Origin of the sequence: Bacillus sp. AR2-1, from assembly GCF_008368755.1 — a bacterium.
GTDB classification, from domain to species: domain Bacteria; phylum Bacillota; class Bacilli; order Bacillales; family Bacillaceae_G; genus Bacillus_A; species Bacillus_A wiedmannii.
The window spans coordinates 68,622-86,851 of record NZ_QORY01000020.1; the positions used below are offsets into that span (position 1 = coordinate 68,622).

General features: G+C 37.1%; 17 protein-coding genes. 13 read left to right on the forward strand and 4 right to left on the reverse strand.

The window, feature by feature from the left end:
* Positions 1 to 75 precede the first annotated feature (75 nt).
* The 3 genes from DT250_RS23155 to DT250_RS23165 all read left to right on the forward strand — a co-directional run bounded on the left by DT250_RS23155 (position 76) and on the right by DT250_RS23165 (position 2,245).
* Positions 76 to 1,389 carry a CBS domain-containing protein gene (locus DT250_RS23155; RefSeq protein WP_000201566.1) on the forward strand — a complete coding sequence of 438 codons (1,314 nt, stop codon included), beginning with the start codon at positions 76 to 78 and terminating at the stop codon, positions 1,387 to 1,389.
* A gap of 147 nt (positions 1,390 to 1,536) precedes the next feature.
* Positions 1,537 to 1,860: a hypothetical protein gene (locus tag DT250_RS23160; RefSeq protein ID WP_149213758.1), complete on the forward strand. Its 324-nt coding sequence runs from the start codon at positions 1,537 to 1,539 to the stop codon at positions 1,858 to 1,860.
* A gap of 121 nt (positions 1,861 to 1,981) precedes the next feature.
* Positions 1,982 to 2,245, forward strand: a complete 264-nt coding sequence (locus DT250_RS23165) for a DUF3949 domain-containing protein (RefSeq protein WP_142291818.1) — start codon at positions 1,982 to 1,984, stop codon at positions 2,243 to 2,245.
* Between the two features lie 18 nt (positions 2,246 to 2,263).
* Here the strand turns inward: DT250_RS23165 and DT250_RS23170 are convergent, their stop codons facing one another.
* A complete protein-coding gene (locus DT250_RS23170) occupies positions 2,264 to 2,560 on the reverse strand; it encodes a YtpI family protein (RefSeq protein WP_001144772.1) in 297 nt (98 codons plus the stop codon).
* A gap of 237 nt (positions 2,561 to 2,797) precedes the next feature.
* On the opposite strand from DT250_RS23170, the gene DT250_RS23180 reads away from it, so the two are divergent.
* Complete coding sequence (locus tag DT250_RS23180; protein WP_087985387.1) at positions 2,798 to 3,730, forward strand: DHH family phosphoesterase; 933 nt, start codon at positions 2,798 to 2,800, stop codon at positions 3,728 to 3,730.
* Positions 3,731 to 3,781: 51 nt separating this feature from the next.
* Here the strand turns inward: DT250_RS23180 and ytrI are convergent, their stop codons facing one another.
* Together ytrI and ytrH are read right to left on the reverse strand one after the other, a co-directional pair.
* Positions 3,782 to 4,285 carry a sporulation membrane protein YtrI gene (gene ytrI, locus DT250_RS23185; RefSeq protein ID WP_046958744.1) on the reverse strand — a complete coding sequence of 168 codons (504 nt, stop codon included), beginning with the start codon at positions 4,283 to 4,285 and terminating at the stop codon, positions 3,782 to 3,784.
* Positions 4,282 to 4,695: a sporulation membrane protein YtrH gene (gene ytrH, locus DT250_RS23190; RefSeq protein WP_073516695.1), complete on the reverse strand. Its 414-nt coding sequence runs from the start codon at positions 4,693 to 4,695 to the stop codon at positions 4,282 to 4,284. Before ytrH ends, ytrI begins: the two co-directional genes overlap by 4 nt.
* 42 nt (positions 4,696 to 4,737) lie before the next feature.
* On the opposite strand from ytrH, the gene dnaE reads away from it, so the two are divergent.
* From dnaE to DT250_RS23230, 8 genes are all read left to right on the forward strand, one after another.
* Positions 4,738 to 8,064: a DNA polymerase III subunit alpha gene (gene dnaE, locus DT250_RS23195; RefSeq protein WP_088609291.1), complete on the forward strand. Its 3,327-nt coding sequence runs from the start codon at positions 4,738 to 4,740 to the stop codon at positions 8,062 to 8,064.
* Between the two features lie 133 nt (positions 8,065 to 8,197).
* Positions 8,198 to 9,406: an NADP-dependent malic enzyme gene (gene ystJ / locus DT250_RS23200; RefSeq protein WP_161796084.1), complete on the forward strand. Its 1,209-nt coding sequence runs from the start codon at positions 8,198 to 8,200 to the stop codon at positions 9,404 to 9,406.
* Between the two features lie 14 nt (positions 9,407 to 9,420).
* Positions 9,421 to 10,065, forward strand: coding sequence for a FadR/GntR family transcriptional regulator (locus DT250_RS23205; protein ID WP_000204434.1), 645 nt, complete (start codon positions 9,421 to 9,423; stop codon positions 10,063 to 10,065).
* Positions 10,066 to 10,250: 185 nt separating this feature from the next.
* Positions 10,251 to 11,120: an acetyl-CoA carboxylase, carboxyltransferase subunit beta gene (accD, locus tag DT250_RS23210; RefSeq protein WP_149213759.1), complete on the forward strand. Its 870-nt coding sequence runs from the start codon at positions 10,251 to 10,253 to the stop codon at positions 11,118 to 11,120.
* Positions 11,108 to 12,082, forward strand: coding sequence for an acetyl-CoA carboxylase carboxyl transferase subunit alpha (gene accA, locus DT250_RS23215; RefSeq protein WP_000818786.1), 975 nt, complete (start codon positions 11,108 to 11,110; stop codon positions 12,080 to 12,082). Before accD ends, accA begins: the two co-directional genes overlap by 13 nt.
* A gap of 128 nt (positions 12,083 to 12,210) precedes the next feature.
* On the forward strand, positions 12,211 to 13,170 hold the full coding sequence (pfkA, locus tag DT250_RS23220; RefSeq protein WP_149213760.1) for a 6-phosphofructokinase: 960 nt from the start codon (positions 12,211 to 12,213) through the stop codon (positions 13,168 to 13,170).
* A 53-nt stretch (positions 13,171 to 13,223) separates the two neighbouring features.
* Positions 13,224 to 14,981 carry a pyruvate kinase gene (pyk, locus tag DT250_RS23225; protein ID WP_001232677.1) on the forward strand — a complete coding sequence of 586 codons (1,758 nt, stop codon included), beginning with the start codon at positions 13,224 to 13,226 and terminating at the stop codon, positions 14,979 to 14,981.
* Positions 14,982 to 15,176: 195 nt separating this feature from the next.
* Positions 15,177 to 15,566 carry an FxsA family protein gene (locus DT250_RS23230; protein WP_048544357.1) on the forward strand — a complete coding sequence of 130 codons (390 nt, stop codon included), beginning with the start codon at positions 15,177 to 15,179 and terminating at the stop codon, positions 15,564 to 15,566.
* A gap of 631 nt (positions 15,567 to 16,197) precedes the next feature.
* On the opposite strand, the gene ytvI is transcribed toward DT250_RS23230, so the two are convergent.
* Positions 16,198 to 17,316 (reverse strand): sporulation integral membrane protein YtvI, encoded by a 1,119-nt coding sequence (gene ytvI / locus DT250_RS23235; RefSeq protein ID WP_001081380.1) that lies wholly within the window; start codon positions 17,314 to 17,316, stop codon positions 16,198 to 16,200.
* Positions 17,317 to 17,736: 420 nt separating this feature from the next.
* Between ytvI and DT250_RS23240 the strand changes: the two genes are divergently transcribed.
* A complete protein-coding gene (locus DT250_RS23240; protein WP_000625511.1) occupies positions 17,737 to 18,198 on the forward strand; it encodes a DUF441 domain-containing protein in 462 nt (153 codons plus the stop codon).
* Positions 18,199 to 18,230 lie beyond the last annotated feature (32 nt).

Below are 18,230 nucleotides of genomic sequence, written 5' to 3' on the forward strand. Positions count from 1 at the left end.
ACAGTTTTGAAAATATAGTATACTGAAAATACAACACATGAAGAATTTAGGGAAAAGAAAGTATGGTGAAACCATTTGGCTACCAAGCATAACCAAATTTTAGAACATATTAATGGCCTGCCAGTAGGGCATAAAATTTCTGTAAGGCAAATTGCGAAAGATTTGAGTGTAAGTGAAGGGACAGCTTACCGTGCAATTAAAGATGCAGAAAATAAAGGATATGTTAGTACGATTGAACGTGTCGGAACAATACGAATTGAACAAAAGAAGAAAGAGAATATTGAAAAGCTGACATATGCAGAAGTCGTTAACATTGTCGATGGTCAAGTACTTGGGGGCAGAGAGGGCCTACATAAAACGTTAAATAAATTCGTAATCGGGGCAATGAAATTAGAAGCGATGATGCGCTATACAGAAGCTGGAAACTTACTTATTATCGGTAACCGTACGAACGCACATCAATTAGCGTTAGAAGCCGGAGCTGCGGTATTAATTACGGGCGGATTTGATACGGAAGATCATGTGAAGAAATTAGCAGACGAATTAAAACTGCCGATTATTTCAAGTAGTTACGATACATTTACAGTTGCGACGTTAATTAACCGTGCAATTTACGATCAGCTTATTAAGAAAGAAATTGTCCTCGTTGAAGATATTTTAACGCCAATTGAAGAGACGTTATATTTAAAGCCGAATGATACAGTGCAGCAATGGCATGCGTACAATGAAGAAACGATGCATGGACGTTATCCAATTGTTGATGAAAATAAAAAGGTGTTAGGTATCGTAACTTCAAAAGATATGATTGGTGTCGTGAAAGAAACACCAATTGATAAAGTGATGACAAAGCATCCAATTACGGTAAACGGTAAAATGTCTGTCGCAGCTGCAGCACGTATGATGGTGTGGGAAGGTATTGAGTTACTTCCAGTTGTTGATGAAGGAAATAAACTGCAAGGAATTATTAGTCGTCAAGATGTACTTCAGGCGCTACAAATGATTCAGCGTCAACCACAAGTCGGCGAAACAATCGATGATATTGTAACGAATCAATTTATGACGCCGAAAGAAGCGAAAAATGAACATTTATATCAATTTTCAGTGACGCCGCAAATGACGAATTCAATCGGAACGTTATCTTACGGTGTATTCACAACAATTGTGACGGAAGCAACGAATCGCGTTATTCGTGCGCAAAAGAAGAGTGATTTAATTGTTGAGAACTTAACAATTTATTTCGTAAAACCAGTTCAAATTGACAATGTTGTATCGGTTCATCCGAAAGTATTAGAAATTGGACGTAAATTTGGTAAGGTTGATGTAGAAGTGCATCATGAAGGTAATGTTGTCGGGAAAGCATTACTTATGGTGCAGTTGATCGATAAGTAAAAAGATGGAGCAGACCGCTTTGGTTTGTTCCATTTTTTTATTTAAAAGGATAGAAACAAAAATAAATAGCGTATCATTTCATATGTATAATAAAAATACTCAAAAATTCGAAGATGCGGAAATGGCATAGCGATAAGGAGGAAGTGAATGGGCGGAATCATTTTCTTTTTAGTGGTCGTATGTTTCATCATTATTCATGTTTTAACGCATAGAAGAATGAATGCTATTAAAAAGAGGTTGTATTTTGTAAGTTTGACTCTTGCTAGTATAGGTGCCTTGATTCCTATATCAGGAGAAAATGAGCCGGATTTTTTTTACTTTGGTGTACCAGCTGAAACGTTTGTTTATTATGGTGGGTGGGAATGTGGGTTTAATCCATTAGGTTTTTTCTTTAACTTTATTTTGTTTTATTGGATTTTGAAGCTGTTGCTAAAGATGAGGGAGGATTTTAGGGGGAAAGCAAAGGAGTAGCAGGATATATATGTGGAGAGGTAATTGTACATTAAAAAAACAGAATATTAATTTAATTAGAGTTTATACTATGTTATAATCGAGTTGTAAGAAAATGGATTTTAGGGAGGTGGTATGCAATATGTCATCAGAGGTGCTCTTCTTTGGTGGAATCGCACTATTTTACTTTCTTGTGATGATACCGTTTCAATATTTATACTTACAAGGTTTACATGAAAAAAAGAAACGAACAGGATTATCTCAGCGAGAACTATATGAAAAAATGTCTTTTGAGGAAGAACAATTACATTTTCACGTACAAGGCAACCCCTTTAATATACCTTCTGCTTTTGTTGCATATATGATTTTAAAAGTTAAGGGACGTAAAAAAGCATCACAATGTTGATGCTTTTTTTGCGCTGCTTCAGACAGATTCAGCTTCTTCAACTGCTAATGGTAAGAAATGTTTGTATTGGCGAAATCCATTAAATACACTTGCACTACCAAATAGAACAAATAAAACACCAACGATAATTCGAGCGGTTGAAAGTTCTAAAAAGAATTGGTTTATCCCAAAGAATAAGACGAATGAACCAAGTGCCATTGCGGATTTTCCTGAGAGCCAACCTTTCTCCATTGGGCGGTTTGTACGAAAGTATTTTGTTTTGTAGAAGAGGTACAACATAAATGAGACGATAATACAGAAGACTAATACTGGCATAATGCACGCTCCCATCGCTTTGTGAAAAATAATAGTAGAGAAAAAGAAATATCTAAACTTTCTAACTTTTATTATAAAGCAATTGTTCGCATGTATGAAATACTTTCCGTTATAATGGAGGATAAAGTGAAACTTTAATTAGTGTGAGGATGTTTCTACGCTAATGATTTGCCCGCACCAATCGGGCTTTTACTGCACGTTAAAGTGAAGAAGTTGAGTAAAAAGGAGATTATACATATGCATGAGCAAATTTTAAGAGCAATTAAAGAGTTTGATACAATTATTATTCATCGTCATGTGCGTCCAGATCCAGATGCATTAGGTTCACAGGGAGGTCTTGGTACAATTCTACAAGAATCGTTTCCAGAGAAAAATATTTATACGGTTGGGTACAATGAACCTTCACTAGAATATTTACGAGTAATGGATGATATTGAAGATAGTGTATATGAAAATGCACTTGTTATCGTATGTGATACTGCGAACCAAGAACGTGTTGACGATCAACGCTATGCAAAAGGGAAGATGTTAATTAAAATTGATCATCATCCGAATGAAGATCCGTACGGAGATATTACGTGGGTAGATACGACAGCAAGTTCTACAAGTGAAATGATTTATGAGTTTTACAGTTATGGAAAAGATAAAGGATTACAGATAACGAAAGAAGCAGCTCGTCTTATTTTAGCGGGTATTGTTGGGGATACAGGTCGTTTCTTATTCCCGAATACAACAGCGAAAACACTTCGTTATGTAAGTGAGCTTGTTGATATGGATGTGAAGTTCACAGATTTATATAATGAAATGTATAAGACGAAAGAAAAGATTGCTCGTTTAAACGGCTATATTTTACAAAACTTTACGATGGTAGAAGAAGGAGCAGCTTACATTAAATTAACGAAAGAAGTGTTAGAAAAGTTTGATGTACTTCCTTCTGAGGCATCCGGTGTTGTTGGAGCACTTGGTAATATTGATGGATTAAAGTCGTGGGTTCTATTTTTAGAGGAAGACGATGTGATTCGTGTTCGTCTTCGTTCAAAAGGACCAGTGATAAATAAATTAGCAATGCAATATAATGGCGGAGGGCATCCGATGGCTTCTGGTGCAAAAGCATCTTCTTGGGAAGAAGCGGATCGTCTTTTTGCTGATTTACGTGAGTTGTGTAGATAAGAGATTATATATGAGAACGAAAAGAAGGAGCGGCGCTAAAGCCCTCCTTCTTTATTTTTCTTTCTCTATCGTAATGCTAATTTCAAGCACTGTATCAAAAGATATCGTATCGACTTTGAAACGGTATAGCCGATCGTAATGTTTGTACGTTTTGTTTTCGATTACCTTTTTGAGTAGGTCTTTATTTTTTGCTATACTTTGAATGTTTTTCGTTAAAAGATGTTGGAGGTCATTATGGATAGACGTAGTCATATTTTCGAGTGTAAGGTTGTCTAAATCGTATTTTTCTCGATTTATAAGTTTTATTTTAATCTCTTGAATAGTTAAGAGGCGTTTATTTTCTGTATTCAATTTTTCTTGATCTTCGAGAAGGACGTGGAGCTTTGCTTCTTGTTTTTCTATAATTTCTCGTTGCTCTGCTATTTTACTAGCTTGTTCTTCTTGAAAAACACCGTATATGTACAAAAAAACAAACCAGCTCAACACGCCTCCAACAGCAGCACCAGCTAAAACTAAATACCATTTTTTTGCTGTATTGGCACTTGGTACTCTCATACATGTTCCTGCGTTAGCCATTTAATAATGGTAAGACCTGTTTGCATACCACCCGTTGCGAAAAAAATAAGGAGAATTTGTTTTACAATATCTTTCATATCTCCGCCAAAGAAACTTCTTTCAAAGCTATAAAAAGTATCAAATGTTCCGCCAATTGCTGCAACAAGTGCCCAGATTCTTAAATTTTGGGCGAATTGATTAATGTAAGTTAGAGTTGGTTTTCCGATAAGAAATGCACCAAACCCACCAATTAATGAACCACCAAGTATAACCCCAAAGGCAATAAAATAACTAATAATAAGCAGAGAGAAAAAAGTATGTTCTCTTACATCCATCGTCATTCCCCTTTCTTCTTCATATATATGGACAAAGTATAAGAAGTATGTTTTGATTTCCGCTTTCCTCATCACCTATAATAAAAGTAGTCAGATTGGTAAAGAGAGGGTACAACAGTGAAGTTTGTGCATTTACAATGTCAAACCGTTTTTAGTTTATTAAAAAGTGCTTGTAAAATTGATGAGCTTGTAGTCAGGGCGAAAGAACTTGGTTTTTCGTCACTCGCTATTACGGACGAAAATGTTATGTATGGCGTTATTCCGTTTTATAAAGCATGTAAGAAACATGGTATACAGCCTATTATCGGCTTAACAGCTTCTATTTTTAGTGAAGAAGAGGAAAAATCTTATCCGCTTGTTTTACTTGCTGAAAATGAAATGGGCTATCAAAATTTATTAAAGATTTCTAGTAGCATTATGACGAAGTCAAAAGAAGGTATTCCGAAAAAGTGGCTTGCCCATTATGCGAAAGGATTAATTGCTATTTCACCAGGTAAAGATGGGGAAATTGAACAATTATTATTAGAAGACAAAGAGAGTCAAGCTGAAGAAGTAGCTCGCATGTATCAAAGTATGTTCGACAATTTTTATATGAGTTTGCAGCATCATGCGATTCAAGATGAACTGCTCCTGCAAGAGAAATTACCTGCATTTATGAGTAGGATAAATGTTCCAGTCGTTGCAACAAACGATGTACGCTACATCAATCAAAGTGACGCACTTGTTCATGAGTGCTTATTATCTGTTGAAAGTGGAACGAAAATGACTGATCCAGATAGACCAAGGTTGAAAACTGATCAATATTATTTAAAATCATCAGATGAAATGGAAGCACTATTTTCTCACGTAGAAGAAGCGATTTATAACACAATAGAAATTGCAGAACGTTGCAGAGTAGAAATACCGTTTCATATAAATCAATTACCGAAATTTCCTGTTCCAGCTAACGAGACGAATGATATGTATTTACGCCGCGTTTGTGAAGAAGGCTTGCAGAAACGATATGGTACGCCGAAAGAAGTACATATAAAGCGTTTGAATCATGAATTAAACGTTATTTCTAGTATGGGGTTTAGTGATTATTTCCTCATCGTGTGGGATTTTATGAAGTATGCGCATGAAAATCATATTTTAACAGGACCAGGACGTGGATCGGCAGCCGGCTCACTCGTTTCTTACGTATTAGAAATTACAGATATTGATCCGATTGAATACGATCTATTATTTGAAAGATTTTTAAATCCTGAACGTGTGACACTTCCAGATATTGATATCGATTTTCCAGATATAAGACGTGATGAGATGATTCGATATGTGAAAGATAAATATGGTCAGCTGCGTGTTGCACAAATTGTAACGTTCGGGACGCTTGCAGCGAAAGCGGCGATTAGAGATATTGCGCGTGTAATGGGGCTTCCGCCGCGAGACATTGACATATTCTCAAAACTTATCCCATCAAAGCTTGGTATAACGTTAAAAGATGCATATGAGGAATCGCAATCACTCCGTGAGTTTATACAAGGGAATCTGTTACATGAGCGTGTGTTTGAAATTGCAAAACGTGTAGAAGGCTTACCACGTCATACGTCTATTCATGCAGCTGGCGTTATTATGAGCCAAGAGCCGTTAACCGGAAGTGTTGCAATACAAGAAGGGCATAACGATGTGTATGTTACGCAATACCCAGCTGATGCATTAGAAGAACTTGGTTTGTTAAAGATGGATTTTTTAGGATTACGTAATTTAACGTTACTTGAAAATATTATAAAGTTTATCGTGAAAAAGACGGGGACACAAATTGATTTAAGAAATTTACCACTTCAAGATGAAAAGACGTTCCAATTGTTAGGTAGAGGGGATACAACAGGTGTATTCCAGCTTGAATCAGGTGGTATGCGAAATGTACTTCGCGGGTTAAAACCGAATGAATTTGAAGATATTGTCGCTGTTAACTCGTTATATAGACCAGGACCAATGGAACAAATTCCAACCTTTATTGAATCAAAGCACGGAAAAAGAAAAATTGAATATTTACATCCGGATTTAAAGCCGATTTTAGAAAGAACATACGGTGTAATTGTATACCAAGAACAAATTATGCAAATTGCGTCGAAGTTGGCGGGATTCTCGCTCGGAGAAGCAGATTTATTACGCCGTGCAGTGAGTAAAAAAAATCGTGATATTTTAGATCAGGAGCGTAAGCATTTTGTACAAGGCTGTTTACAAAATGGTTATGACGAGACATCCGCAGAGAAAATTTACGATTTAATTGTAAGATTTGCGAATTACGGTTTTAACCGAAGTCACGCTGTAGCCTACAGTATGATTGGATATCAGCTTGCTTACTTAAAAGCGAATTATACGCTGGAATTTATGACAGCATTATTATCAAGTGCAATTGGAAATGAAGATAAGATTGTGCAGTATATACGAGAAACGAAGCGGAAAGGTTTTCACGTTTTGCCGCCGTCTCTTCAGAGAAGTGGTTACAATTTCCAAATAGAAGGTAATGCGATACGTTACAGCTTACTTTCAATTCGAAACATCGGAATGGCTACAGTGACAGCATTACTCGAAGAACGAGAGAAAAAAGTATTTGAAGATTTATTTGAATTTTGTCTTCGCATGCCATCAAAGTTTGTAACAGAGCGAAATTTAGAGGCGTTCGTCTGGTCTGGGTGTTTTGACGATTTTGGTGTTTCGAGAACAAATTTATGGAAAAGCCTTAAAGGAGCGTTAGAGTACGCAAATCTTGCACGTGATTTAGGAGATGCTGTTCCAAAATCAAAATACGTGCAAGGAGAAGAGCTCTCTTTTATTGAACAGTTAAATAAAGAGAAGGAAGCACTAGGTTTTTATTTATCAAGCTATCCGACAGCGCAGTATGTGAAGTTAGCGAAAGAATTAGAAATTCCATCTCTTGCTCAGGCAATGCGACATAAGAAAAAAGTACAAAGGGCTATCGTGTATATAACAAGCGTGAGAGTGATTCGTACGAAAAAGTTGCAAAAGATGGCGTTTATTACATTTTGTGATCAAAACGATGAAATGGAAGCAGTTCTTTTCCCTGAAACATATATACATTTCTCAGATAAGTTACAAGAAGGAGCAATTGTTTTAGTTGACGGCATGATTGAGCTTAGAAATCATAAGTTGCAATGGATTGTAAATGGACTATATCCGTTAGAAGAAATGGATGTGTATGAAGAAAAGAAAGATGCATCTGTTTACGTGAAATTGTCGTCTCAGTATGAGAAAAAGCTTTTAAATCAGGTTACTAAAATATTGTTTGACTATTCAGGTTTTGCGAAAGTACTAATTTATTATGAAAAGGAACATAAAATGGTACAATTGTCTCGAAGTTTATCGATTCATCCAAGTGAAGAATGTTTAGGAGCACTTCGTGAAATTGTCGGGGAAGAAAATGTAGTTGTGAAAATATAATGGACAATTTCCCTACACTTCGATTATTATAGTAGTAGTGTTCGTGGTCAGACCACTTGGAGAAATTGATATCAGCTAGAATAATTTGAGGAGAGTGGATAGTTTGTCAACACTTCGTGAAGAAGCACTTCACATGCATAAAGTGCATCAAGGAAAATTAGAAACTGTATCAAAAGTAAAAGTAGAAAATGCAAAAGATTTAAGTCTTGCATATTCTCCAGGGGTTGCAGAACCTTGTAAGGAAATTTATGACGATAAAAGTAAGGTATATGAATATACAATGAAGGGAAATATGGTAGCAGTTGTGACAGATGGAACGGCTGTACTTGGTCTTGGTAACATTGGACCTGAAGCATCTCTTCCAGTAATGGAAGGTAAAGCTGTATTATTCAAGAGCTTTGCTGGTGTAGATGCATTCCCAATTGCCTTAAATACAAACGATGTAGATAAAATTGTTGAAACTGTAAAATTAATGGAGCCAACTTTTGGCGGCGTTAACTTAGAGGATATCGCAGCACCAAACTGCTTCATTATTGAAGAACGTTTGAAAAAAGAAACAAATATTCCTATCTTCCATGATGATCAACACGGAACAGCTATCGTAACAGTAGCAGGTCTTGTGAACGCGCTAAAATTAGTTGGAAAGAAAATGTCTGACATTAAAGTTGTCGCAAATGGCGCAGGTGCAGCAGGTATTGCAATTATTAAACTTTTATATCGCTATGGTGTACGCGACATTATTATGTGTGACCGTAAAGGCGCAATTTATGATGGTCGTCCTACAGGTATGAATCCGGTGAAGGATGAAGTTGCAAAATATACAAATAAGAATCGTATTGAAGGTTCTTTAGCTGACGTTGTACAAGGTGCGGACGTATTCATTGGTGTATCTGCAGAAGGTGCATTAACAGAAGAGATGGTTCGTACAATGAATGACGATGCAATTATTTTTGCAATGGCGAATCCAGTTCCAGAAATTATGCCAGAATTGGCAAAAGCAGCGGGCGCAGCTGTTGTTGGAACGGGTCGTTCTGACTTCGCGAACCAAGTAAATAATGTACTAGCGTTCCCTGGTATTTTCCGTGGTGCACTTGACGTACATGCGACACAAATTAACGAAGAAATGAAGATGGCAGCTGTACAGGCTATTGCTGAGCTTGTAGCAGAAGATGAGTTGAATGCAGACTATATCATTCCGGCACCGTTTGACGCGCGTGTAGCGCCTCAAGTGGCAGCTTACGTTGCGAAAGCTGCAATGGAGACAGGAGTAGCTCGCCGTCAAGTAGATCCAAATGAGATTGCTGAGAAAACAAAACAATTAGCGCTGATTGGTAAAGAATAAGCGAGGAATTTCCATTGACATCATCAAATACAAAAGTATATCTCGAAATTGTAAAAAAAATCCGTTCCATTATGGAAGAAGATGGATTGGTGGCGGGGGATCGTTTGCCGTCTGAGCGTGAGTTAAGTTCACGTTTAAACGTAGGGCGTTCCTCTGTAAGAGAAGCATTGCGTGCTTTAGAACTGGTAGGATTGATTGAAACGAGACGTGGTGAAGGGACGTTTATTCGAAACTTTTACGATAACGGTCTTGTACAATTGATTGCGCCGTTCTTGCTGCAAGATGAGAAAACAATTCGTGATTTATTACAAACAAAACGATTGCTTGAGAAAGATATGATTCGAATTGTATGTAATTTGCCGAAAGAAACGTTTTCTAAAGTGCTAAGAAAATTAAATCAAGTGCTTGAAGAAAATGAAAACTCGATTCCAATGCTTCATCAAACGTTCTTTAAAACACTCATTGAACAAGTCGATAATTATTTACTCTATCGCATTTGGATGATCGTAAATGATTACGTATCAACTCTTTCTTGTGAAGTTTCAGGAGATTCTATCGATATGTATAGAAAGCTTTATGCTACTTTGGAAGAAAAACAAGAAAATGATGCACTAAAAATTTACGATGAATTAGTAGAGAATATACAGTTTCACTCGTAATGTATAAAATTTGTCGAAATGACCATGACACGTTATGACAAACATTCTATCGCGTAGCGGTTAAAGTTAAACGTAAAGAGTGAGGTTATTAGACAGATTGAGAAGATAAGGCTAACATCAAACTTTGGTGTTAGCCCAATTTTCTTCTTGCGCTAACCTTAGCTCTCAACGAAGGGGGTCAAATTGTGCTAAGAGATTTATTCGTGAAAAAGAAAAAGTACGCTGCAATACCTTCAGAACAAGTACGAAAAGATGTACCAGATGGCGTTATGACAAAATGTCCGAAATGTAAAAAAATCATGTATACGAAAGAGCTTCTAAAAAATTTAAAAGTATGTGTGAATTGTGGATATCATCATCCTATGAATGCATGGGAACGTCTTGATAGTATATTGGACGAAGGGTCATTCCGTGAGTATGACAAAGAAATGGTTTCATTAAATCCACTCGAGTTTCCAGGATACGAAGAGAAACTAGAGAGCGATCGTAAGAAGACTAAATTGAACGAAGCGGTTGTAACTGGTGAAGGAACAATTGATGACATGCTTGTTGTTGTTGCAGTAATGGATTCTCGTTTTCGAATGGGCAGCATGGGCTCTGTTGTAGGAGAGAGAATTGCCCGTGCAGTTGAAAAAGCATACGACTTACAAGTTCCATTTATTATCTTTACTGCGTCGGGTGGTGCCCGTATGCAAGAAGGGATATTAAGTTTAATGCAAATGGCAAAAACAAGCGTAGCTTTGAAAAAGCATAGTAATGCAGGAGGGTTATTTATTTCTGTTATGACTCACCCAACGACGGGCGGGGTTTCAGCGAGTTTCGCTTCACTTGGTGATTACAATCTTGCAGAGCCAGGTGCACTTATCGGATTTGCTGGTAGACGTGTAATTGAACAAACAGTGCGTGAAAAACTACCGGAAGATTTCCAAACGGCAGAATTTTTATTAGAGCACGGTCAATTAGATGCGGTTGTGCATCGTGATGATATGAGAGAATCACTCCGTAAGATTTTAGAAGTTCATCAAGGAGGGGAAATGGCTGTATGGCAGAGCTAGAATTTGAGAAACCAGTTGTTGAGCTAAGAAATAAGATTCGTGAACTGAAAGACTATACGAAAAACAGCCAGATGGACTTCAGTGAGGAGATTCGTATTTTGGAAGACAAGCTAGAAAAATTAGAGGAAGATATATACGGCAATATGAAAGTATGGGACCGTGTTCAAATTGCTCGTCATGCAGAACGACCAACAACGCTCGATTATATTGAGCACTTATTTACTAATTTTTTTGAATGTCATGGAGATCGCCTATTTGGCGACGATGCAGCGATTGTCGGCGGCATTGCGAAATATAAGGGGATGCCTGTAACTGTAATTGGGCACCAACGCGGAAAAGATACGAAAGAAAATATTCGTCGTAATTTTGGGATGCCTCATCCAGAAGGATATCGAAAAGCACTGCGTCTAATGAAACAAGCGGAAAAGTTTAATCGTCCTATTATTTGTTTCATCGATACGAAGGGAGCCTATCCTGGTAAAGCAGCTGAAGAACGTGGACAAAGTGAGGCGATTGCCCGTAATTTATTTGAAATGGCGGGTTTAACAGTACCTGTTATTTGTATTGTTATCGGTGAAGGTGGTAGTGGTGGTGCGTTAGGTCTTGGAGTAGGAGATTACATTCATATGCTGGAAAATTCCACGTATTCTGTTATTACACCAGAGGGTGCGGCGGCAATTCTTTGGAAAGACGCTGGTAAAGCAAAAGAAGCTGCAGAAGCGATGAAAATTACAGCATTAGATTTGAAAGAATTAGGTGTAATTGACGAAATTATTCCAGAGGCAAAAGGTGGAGCGCATCGTAACATTTTAAAACAATCAGAAAATATAGATTTAATGCTTAAGAAAACTTTTGAACAATTAAGCGGAATTTCGAAAGATGAATTAATCGAAAAACGTTATGAAAAATATATGAAAATTGGGCAAGTTTCGTTTTCAAACGCTTCCATTGGGATAAAATAATAAAAGCGTGCGTTCCTCTTCGCGAATGCACGTTTTTATTATGAAAAGACACATCTTCTCCATTGTGTTTTTATATTTTTTCGTGTTATTTTATTATAAGGCAAATAATCTTTATGAGGTGAGTACAAATGAAACGTATTGGTGTATTAACAAGTGGTGGAGATTCACCTGGTATGAATGCTGCCATTCGTGCAGTTGTTCGTAAAGCGATTTTCCATGATATTGAAGTATATGGTATTTACCATGGATACGCGGGTTTAATTTCTGGTCATATTGAAAAATTAGAACTTGGTTCTGTTGGCGATATTATCCACCGTGGTGGTACGAAATTATATACAGCAAGATGTCCTGAGTTTAAAAATCCAGAAGTACGACTAAAAGGTATCGAGCAATTAAAGAAACACGGTATCGAAGGACTTGTTGTTATTGGTGGAGATGGCTCTTACCAAGGTGCTAAAAAATTAACTGAACAAGGATTCCCATGTGTTGGTGTACCAGGTACAATCGACAATGATATTCCTGGAACAGACTTCACAATTGGTTTCGATACAGCTTTAAATACTGTTATTGATGCAATTGATAAAATTCGTGACACAGCTACATCTCATGAACGTACATATGTTATCGAAGTAATGGGACGTCATGCTGGAGATATCGCATTATGGGCTGGTTTAGCTGATGGTGCCGAAACAATCTTAATTCCAGAAGAAGAGTATGACATGGAAGATGTTATTGCTCGTCTGAAGCGTGGTAGTGAACGTGGTAAAAAACACAGTATTATCATTGTGGCTGAAGGTGTTGGAAGTGCAATTGACATCGGTAAGCACATTGAAGAAGCAACAAACTTTGATACTCGTGTAACTGTATTAGGTCACGTACAACGTGGTGGATCACCAAGTGCACAAGACCGTGTATTAGCAAGTCGTCTTGGCGCAAGAGCAGTTGAATTATTAATTGCTGGTAGAGGTGGACGCTGTGTAGGTATTCAAGATAATAAACTTGTTGATCATGATATTATCGAAGCGTTAGCTCAAAAGCATACAATCGATAAAGATATGTATCAATTATCTAAAGAATTATCCATCTAATCGGCTTAATGTCGGATATTTGGGAACGGTTTCATAATTTTCGGAGGTGCAATATGCGTAAAACTAAAATTGTATGTACTATAGGTCCTGCTAGTGAAAGTATTGAGAAATTAGAACAATTAATCGAAGCGGGTATGAACGTTGCTCGTTTAAACTTCTCTCATGGTAGCCATGAAGAGCACGGCGCTCGTATTAAAAACATTCGTGAAGCTTCAAAGAAAACTGGTAAAACAGTTGGTATCTTACTTGATACAAAAGGTCCAGAAATCCGTACTCACGACTTCGTAGACGGACAAGCTGAGCTTGTAACAGGTGCAGAAGTAGTTCTTTCTACTGAGCAAGTATTAGGTACTGCAGAGAAGTTCTCTGTATCTTATGCTGGTCTTTATGACGATGTAGACCCAGGTTCTCGTATTCTAATCGATGACGGTCTTATCGAACTAGAAGTAATCGAAAAAGCTGACGGAAACATCCGTACAAAAGTTTTAAACAGCGGAACTGTAAAAAATAAAAAAGGTGTTAACGTACCAAACGTAAGCATTAAGCTTCCTGGTATCACTGAAAAAGACGTAAAAGATATCGTCTTCGGTATCGAGCAAAAAGTTGATTTCATCGCAGCTTCATTCGTACGTAAAGCATCTGACGTATTAGAAATCCGTGAATTATTAGAAGAGCATAACGCTCAATACATCCAAATCGTACCAAAAATCGAAAACCAAGAGGGTATCGATAACATCGATTCAATCTTAGAAGTTTCTGACGGTTTAATGGTAGCTCGTGGTGATATGGGTGTAGAAATTCCACCAGAAGAAGTACCATTAGTACAAAAACGTCTAATCAAAAAATGTAACGTGTTAGGTAAACCGGTTATTACTGCGACACAAATGTTAGATTCTATGCAACGTAACCCACGTCCAACTCGTGCGGAAGCAAGTGACGTAGCTAACGCAATCTTCGATGGTACAGATGCAATCATGCTTTCAGGTGAAACAGCTGCTGGTCAATACCCAGTAGAAGCAGTAACAATGATGGCTAACATTGCAGTACGTGTTGAAAAATCATTACAATATGAAGATATGTTCAAAAAACGTATTAAAGAGTTCACTCCAACAATTACAGATGCAATTAGCCAATCTGTTGCGCATACAGCACTTGCTCTTGATGTAGCTGCAATCGTAGCTCCAACAGAAAGTGGACATACTGCGAAAATGATCTCTAAATACCGTCCGAAATCTCCAATCGTAGCTGTAACATCTGACGAGCAAGTAGGACGTCGTCTTGCACTTGTTTGGGGTGTACAAGCATTTATGGCTGGAAAACGTGCAGCGTCTACTGACGAAATGTTAGATACTGCAATTCAAACAGGTATGGATGCAGGTCTAATTGGACTTGGAGACACTGTAGTAATCACTGCTGGTGTTCCAGTTGCTGAAACTGGTACAACAAACTTAATGAAAATCCATGTTGTTGGTGAAGAAGTTGCGAAAGGACAAGGAATCGGTCGTAAAGCTGCAAAAGGTAAAGTAGTTGTAGCGAAAACAGCTGCTGAAGCTGTAGCGAACGTAAACAAAGGTGATATCCTTGTTACAACAAGCACTGATAAAGATATGATTCCTGCAATCGAAAAAGCTGCTGCTCTAGTTGTAGAAGAAGGCGGTCTAACAAGCCATGCGGCTGTTGTAGGTGTATCAATCGGTATTCCTGTTATCGTTGGTGTAAACGGCGTAACAGCAACTTTAAAAAATGGCCAAGAAGTAACAGTTGATGCAGCACGCGGAATTGTTTATAATGGACATGCGGAAGTGCTATAAGTAATACGAAGAGAAGGATCGGAGTCCTTCTCTTTTTTTTACACAAAAACGAGGTGGAGTCAGCTTGAAACGCCTGGAATTACGTTTAAAATCCGTTTGTTACGAGGTTCAATAGGGAAAGGTGTTTAGTTTCTGTGTAGCGTATACGGACGCTCTGGGTTCGTTTAAAGTGATGAGTGAGAGGAGTGTAGAACTATGAAGTGGTTACTATTCTTGTTTATTTTAATACCGGCGATTGAGATTACAGTCTTAATTGGATCGAGTCATGTAATAGGTTTATGGTCTACGTTCGCTATGATTGTATTTACGGGTGTTGTAGGTGTCTATTTAGCGAAAAGACAAGGATTTAAAGTGCTTAGAGAGATTCAATCTAAGTTGAATAGAGGAGAAATGCCAGGAGGAGCGGTACTGGATGGTATTTTTATCTTTGTAGGAGGTATTCTTTTGGTACTTCCTGGATACGTAACGGATATAATAGGTTTGATCTTCGTTATCCCTATGACGAGGGCTTTGTTGAAGCCATTTGTTATGAAGTGGATGGAATGGAAGTTCAGAAAGAGTTCTACTATTATTGTGCAGAAATAGTGCTTAGATTATAGCGATCTAAGCACTATTTTTTTGCCCGCAAAAGGATGAGAGATGGATGAAGTTCTGTTGATTAAAGTTTTGCTGTATCATGCCTTAAAATGTGGTGAATGCGAAGGAGTTAAGTGGAAATCAGACTGCTCATACAAGTCCGGTTGGTGAAAGTTAATAATCGGTGGTGGACAAAATCCTTACTGATCATAGTTTTGCCTTATTATATTTGCTATGTATTTTTCGATTGGATATGGAGGTAGTTCTTAATGAGTGTGTTGTAGGGAAATTCATATGAACTCAAGCTGGTTTTTGTATATAAAAAGAATCAATTGGTATGGAAAAGTTAGATACGAACAGGAAAAATGTTAGTTTAAGTCTTATTTTATACCATTTTGCATATTTATTCATTTACATAAAAAGTAATAAAAGTAAGTAATAATTATAAAAATAATAGAATAAATATGTAAAAATACCTCAGAATATGCGTTTTCTATGCAAAAAAACAAGAGTATTATCCTTTTTGTGGGAAATTCTCTTGTTTTATGTAATGAGTGTGAAAAACAAGTATAAGGAATAATCAGTGGGAAATTCCCACTGATTACATATAAGTTTTTTGTTGTATATGAATTAGAAACTATTATTTTGAAGGTGAGCCTTTAATATATTTCCACAAATCATGGAATACACGAGCTTTGTGCAATGTATTAAGTAGTACTAAGATGACTGGACCGATGATTAATCCTAAAAAGCCAAAAAGCTTAAAGCCGACAAATAGAGCGATCAGTGTTGCTAATGGATCGAGGCCGATATTAGATGAAAGTACTTTAGGCTCCATAATTTGTCTTTGGACAATCACGACGATGTATAAGATGAGAAGACCGATGGCGAAAGCAGTATCGCCAGTGAAAAATACGTATATAACCCAAGGAACGAAGACGGCACCTGTTCCTAAATACGGGAGTAAATCTACAACCCCTGTAATAATCGCGATAGTAATGGCGTATGGTACGCGTAATATTAAAAGTCCGATTAGTACAATAACAGTTGTCATAGATACGAGTGTAAGTTGCGCTTTAACAAAACCAAATAAAGCTTTTCTTAAGTCGACAAAAATAGTTTTTCCATAGCCATGAACACGATTTGGCAAAAATTTTCTTACTTTCTGAGCAAGACGATGCCAATCGTAACTAATGAAGAAAGTGGCTAATAAAACGAATACAAGGACAGTTAAAGTGGTTGGTAATGCACTAATGAAATTTGTTAACCCGCTTATAATAGCAGTTAAAAGTTCTTTCATTTGCGTCGTTGCTTCGGTTCCTAAGTTTTGAATGTTTTGTGTAATCGTATAGCGCTGTGGTTCCCCAAGATGATTAAATTTAGAAATTAAATCATCATAGAGAGGCATAATATGATTAAGTGCAAATTGCTCTGCGAATTTAACGATATCCGGGAACTTTACTGTAACAAGTTGTAGTAAGTATGTTGTGGCCGATATTGCTTCCGTTACAAGATATGTAACGAGTCCGACGATAGCTCCGAATACGAGAATTAAGCTAACGAGTACTGCTAGTGCGCGAGGAAATTGTAGTTTTTGATTAAGGAAATTGACGACGGGATTAATCAAATAAGCAAATGCGAAAGCGATAATAAAAGGATAGATAAGTCCTGACATATATAGTAATGCATAGAACCCGGCTACCGTTGCTACAATGACAAATATGAGTCGCAATATCATATATAGTAAGTTTCGGTTCAAAGATGTATACCTCCCATTCCAATTTGGATTATCCTAATTCGTTCAACTTATAACGAGTGTGCTGCACTGATTAAAGTTTCACTTTATGTTATAGTGGAATGATGGATTTTTCCTGCTTTTTCAGTACATGAGTGACTGTAAAAGCTTGGTGTTGATGCTTCTACTATATGGTAAAAACTTCATTTTCTCTTCTTTTTATTTTACCTGTTTCTTATTAGAAAAGAAAGGAGAGACAATCGTTTTCAAAAATGTATATAGGCTTAAATTTTTGATGATGAAAGTCTCAGTTTAGCATTTTAAAATACATAAAAAATGAAGTGGTTATTGTTGAATATACATCGATATAGCATGTATAACGATAGGTTTAAAGGTATTTTTGTTTGGAAATGAGTTCATTATTTTCAGAAAGGAAGTGTAAACATGATTAGTCAGTCAACGTTATTTTTATTCATACTACTTATTATAGGACTTGTTGCTAAAAACCAATCGCTTACTGTAGCTATTGGTGTGTTATTTTTATTGAAATTTACGTTTCTAGGAGATAAAGTCTTTCCTTATCTACAAACGAAAGGGATTAACCTCGGTGTAACGGTTATTACAATAGCAGTACTCGTACCGATTGCAACGGGGGAAATAGGTTTTAAACAACTTGGAGAAGCGGCGAAATCGTATTATGCATGGATTGCTTTAGCCTCAGGGGTAGCGGTTGCTTTGTTAGCGAAAGGCGGCGTGCAATTATTGACGACGGATCCTCATATTACAACTGCGCTCGTTTTCGGGACAATTATAGCGGTTGCTTTATTTAATGGAGTTGCTGTAGGTCCATTAATTGGGGCTGGAATTGCCTATGCAGTTATGAGTATTATACAGATGTTTAAATAAGGAATTTTATAGTAATATAAAATTTTTGAATT

Coding starts and splice junctions, on each gene's coding strand:
- pfkA (WP_149213760.1), top strand. CDS start 12,211: ATGAAACGTATTGGTGTATTAACAAGTGGTGGAGATTCACCTGGTATG.
- accA (WP_000818786.1), top strand. CDS start 11,108: ATGGCAGAGCTAGAATTTGAGAAACCAGTTGTTGAGCTAAGAAATAAG.
- ytrI (WP_046958744.1), bottom strand. CDS start 4,285: ATGAGAGTACCAAGTGCCAATACAGCAAAAAAATGGTATTTAGTTTTA.
- DT250_RS23180 (WP_087985387.1), top strand. CDS start 2,798: ATGCATGAGCAAATTTTAAGAGCAATTAAAGAGTTTGATACAATTATT.
- DT250_RS23240 (WP_000625511.1), top strand. CDS start 17,737: ATGATTAGTCAGTCAACGTTATTTTTATTCATACTACTTATTATAGGA.
- DT250_RS23170 (WP_001144772.1), bottom strand. CDS start 2,560: ATGCCAGTATTAGTCTTCTGTATTATCGTCTCATTTATGTTGTACCTC.
- DT250_RS23230 (WP_048544357.1), top strand. CDS start 15,177: ATGAAGTGGTTACTATTCTTGTTTATTTTAATACCGGCGATTGAGATT.
- DT250_RS23165 (WP_142291818.1), top strand. CDS start 1,982: ATGTCATCAGAGGTGCTCTTCTTTGGTGGAATCGCACTATTTTACTTT.
- pyk (WP_001232677.1), top strand. CDS start 13,224: ATGCGTAAAACTAAAATTGTATGTACTATAGGTCCTGCTAGTGAAAGT.
- DT250_RS23160 (WP_149213758.1), top strand. CDS start 1,537: ATGGGCGGAATCATTTTCTTTTTAGTGGTCGTATGTTTCATCATTATT.
- ystJ (WP_161796084.1), top strand. CDS start 8,198: ATGCATAAAGTGCATCAAGGAAAATTAGAAACTGTATCAAAAGTAAAA.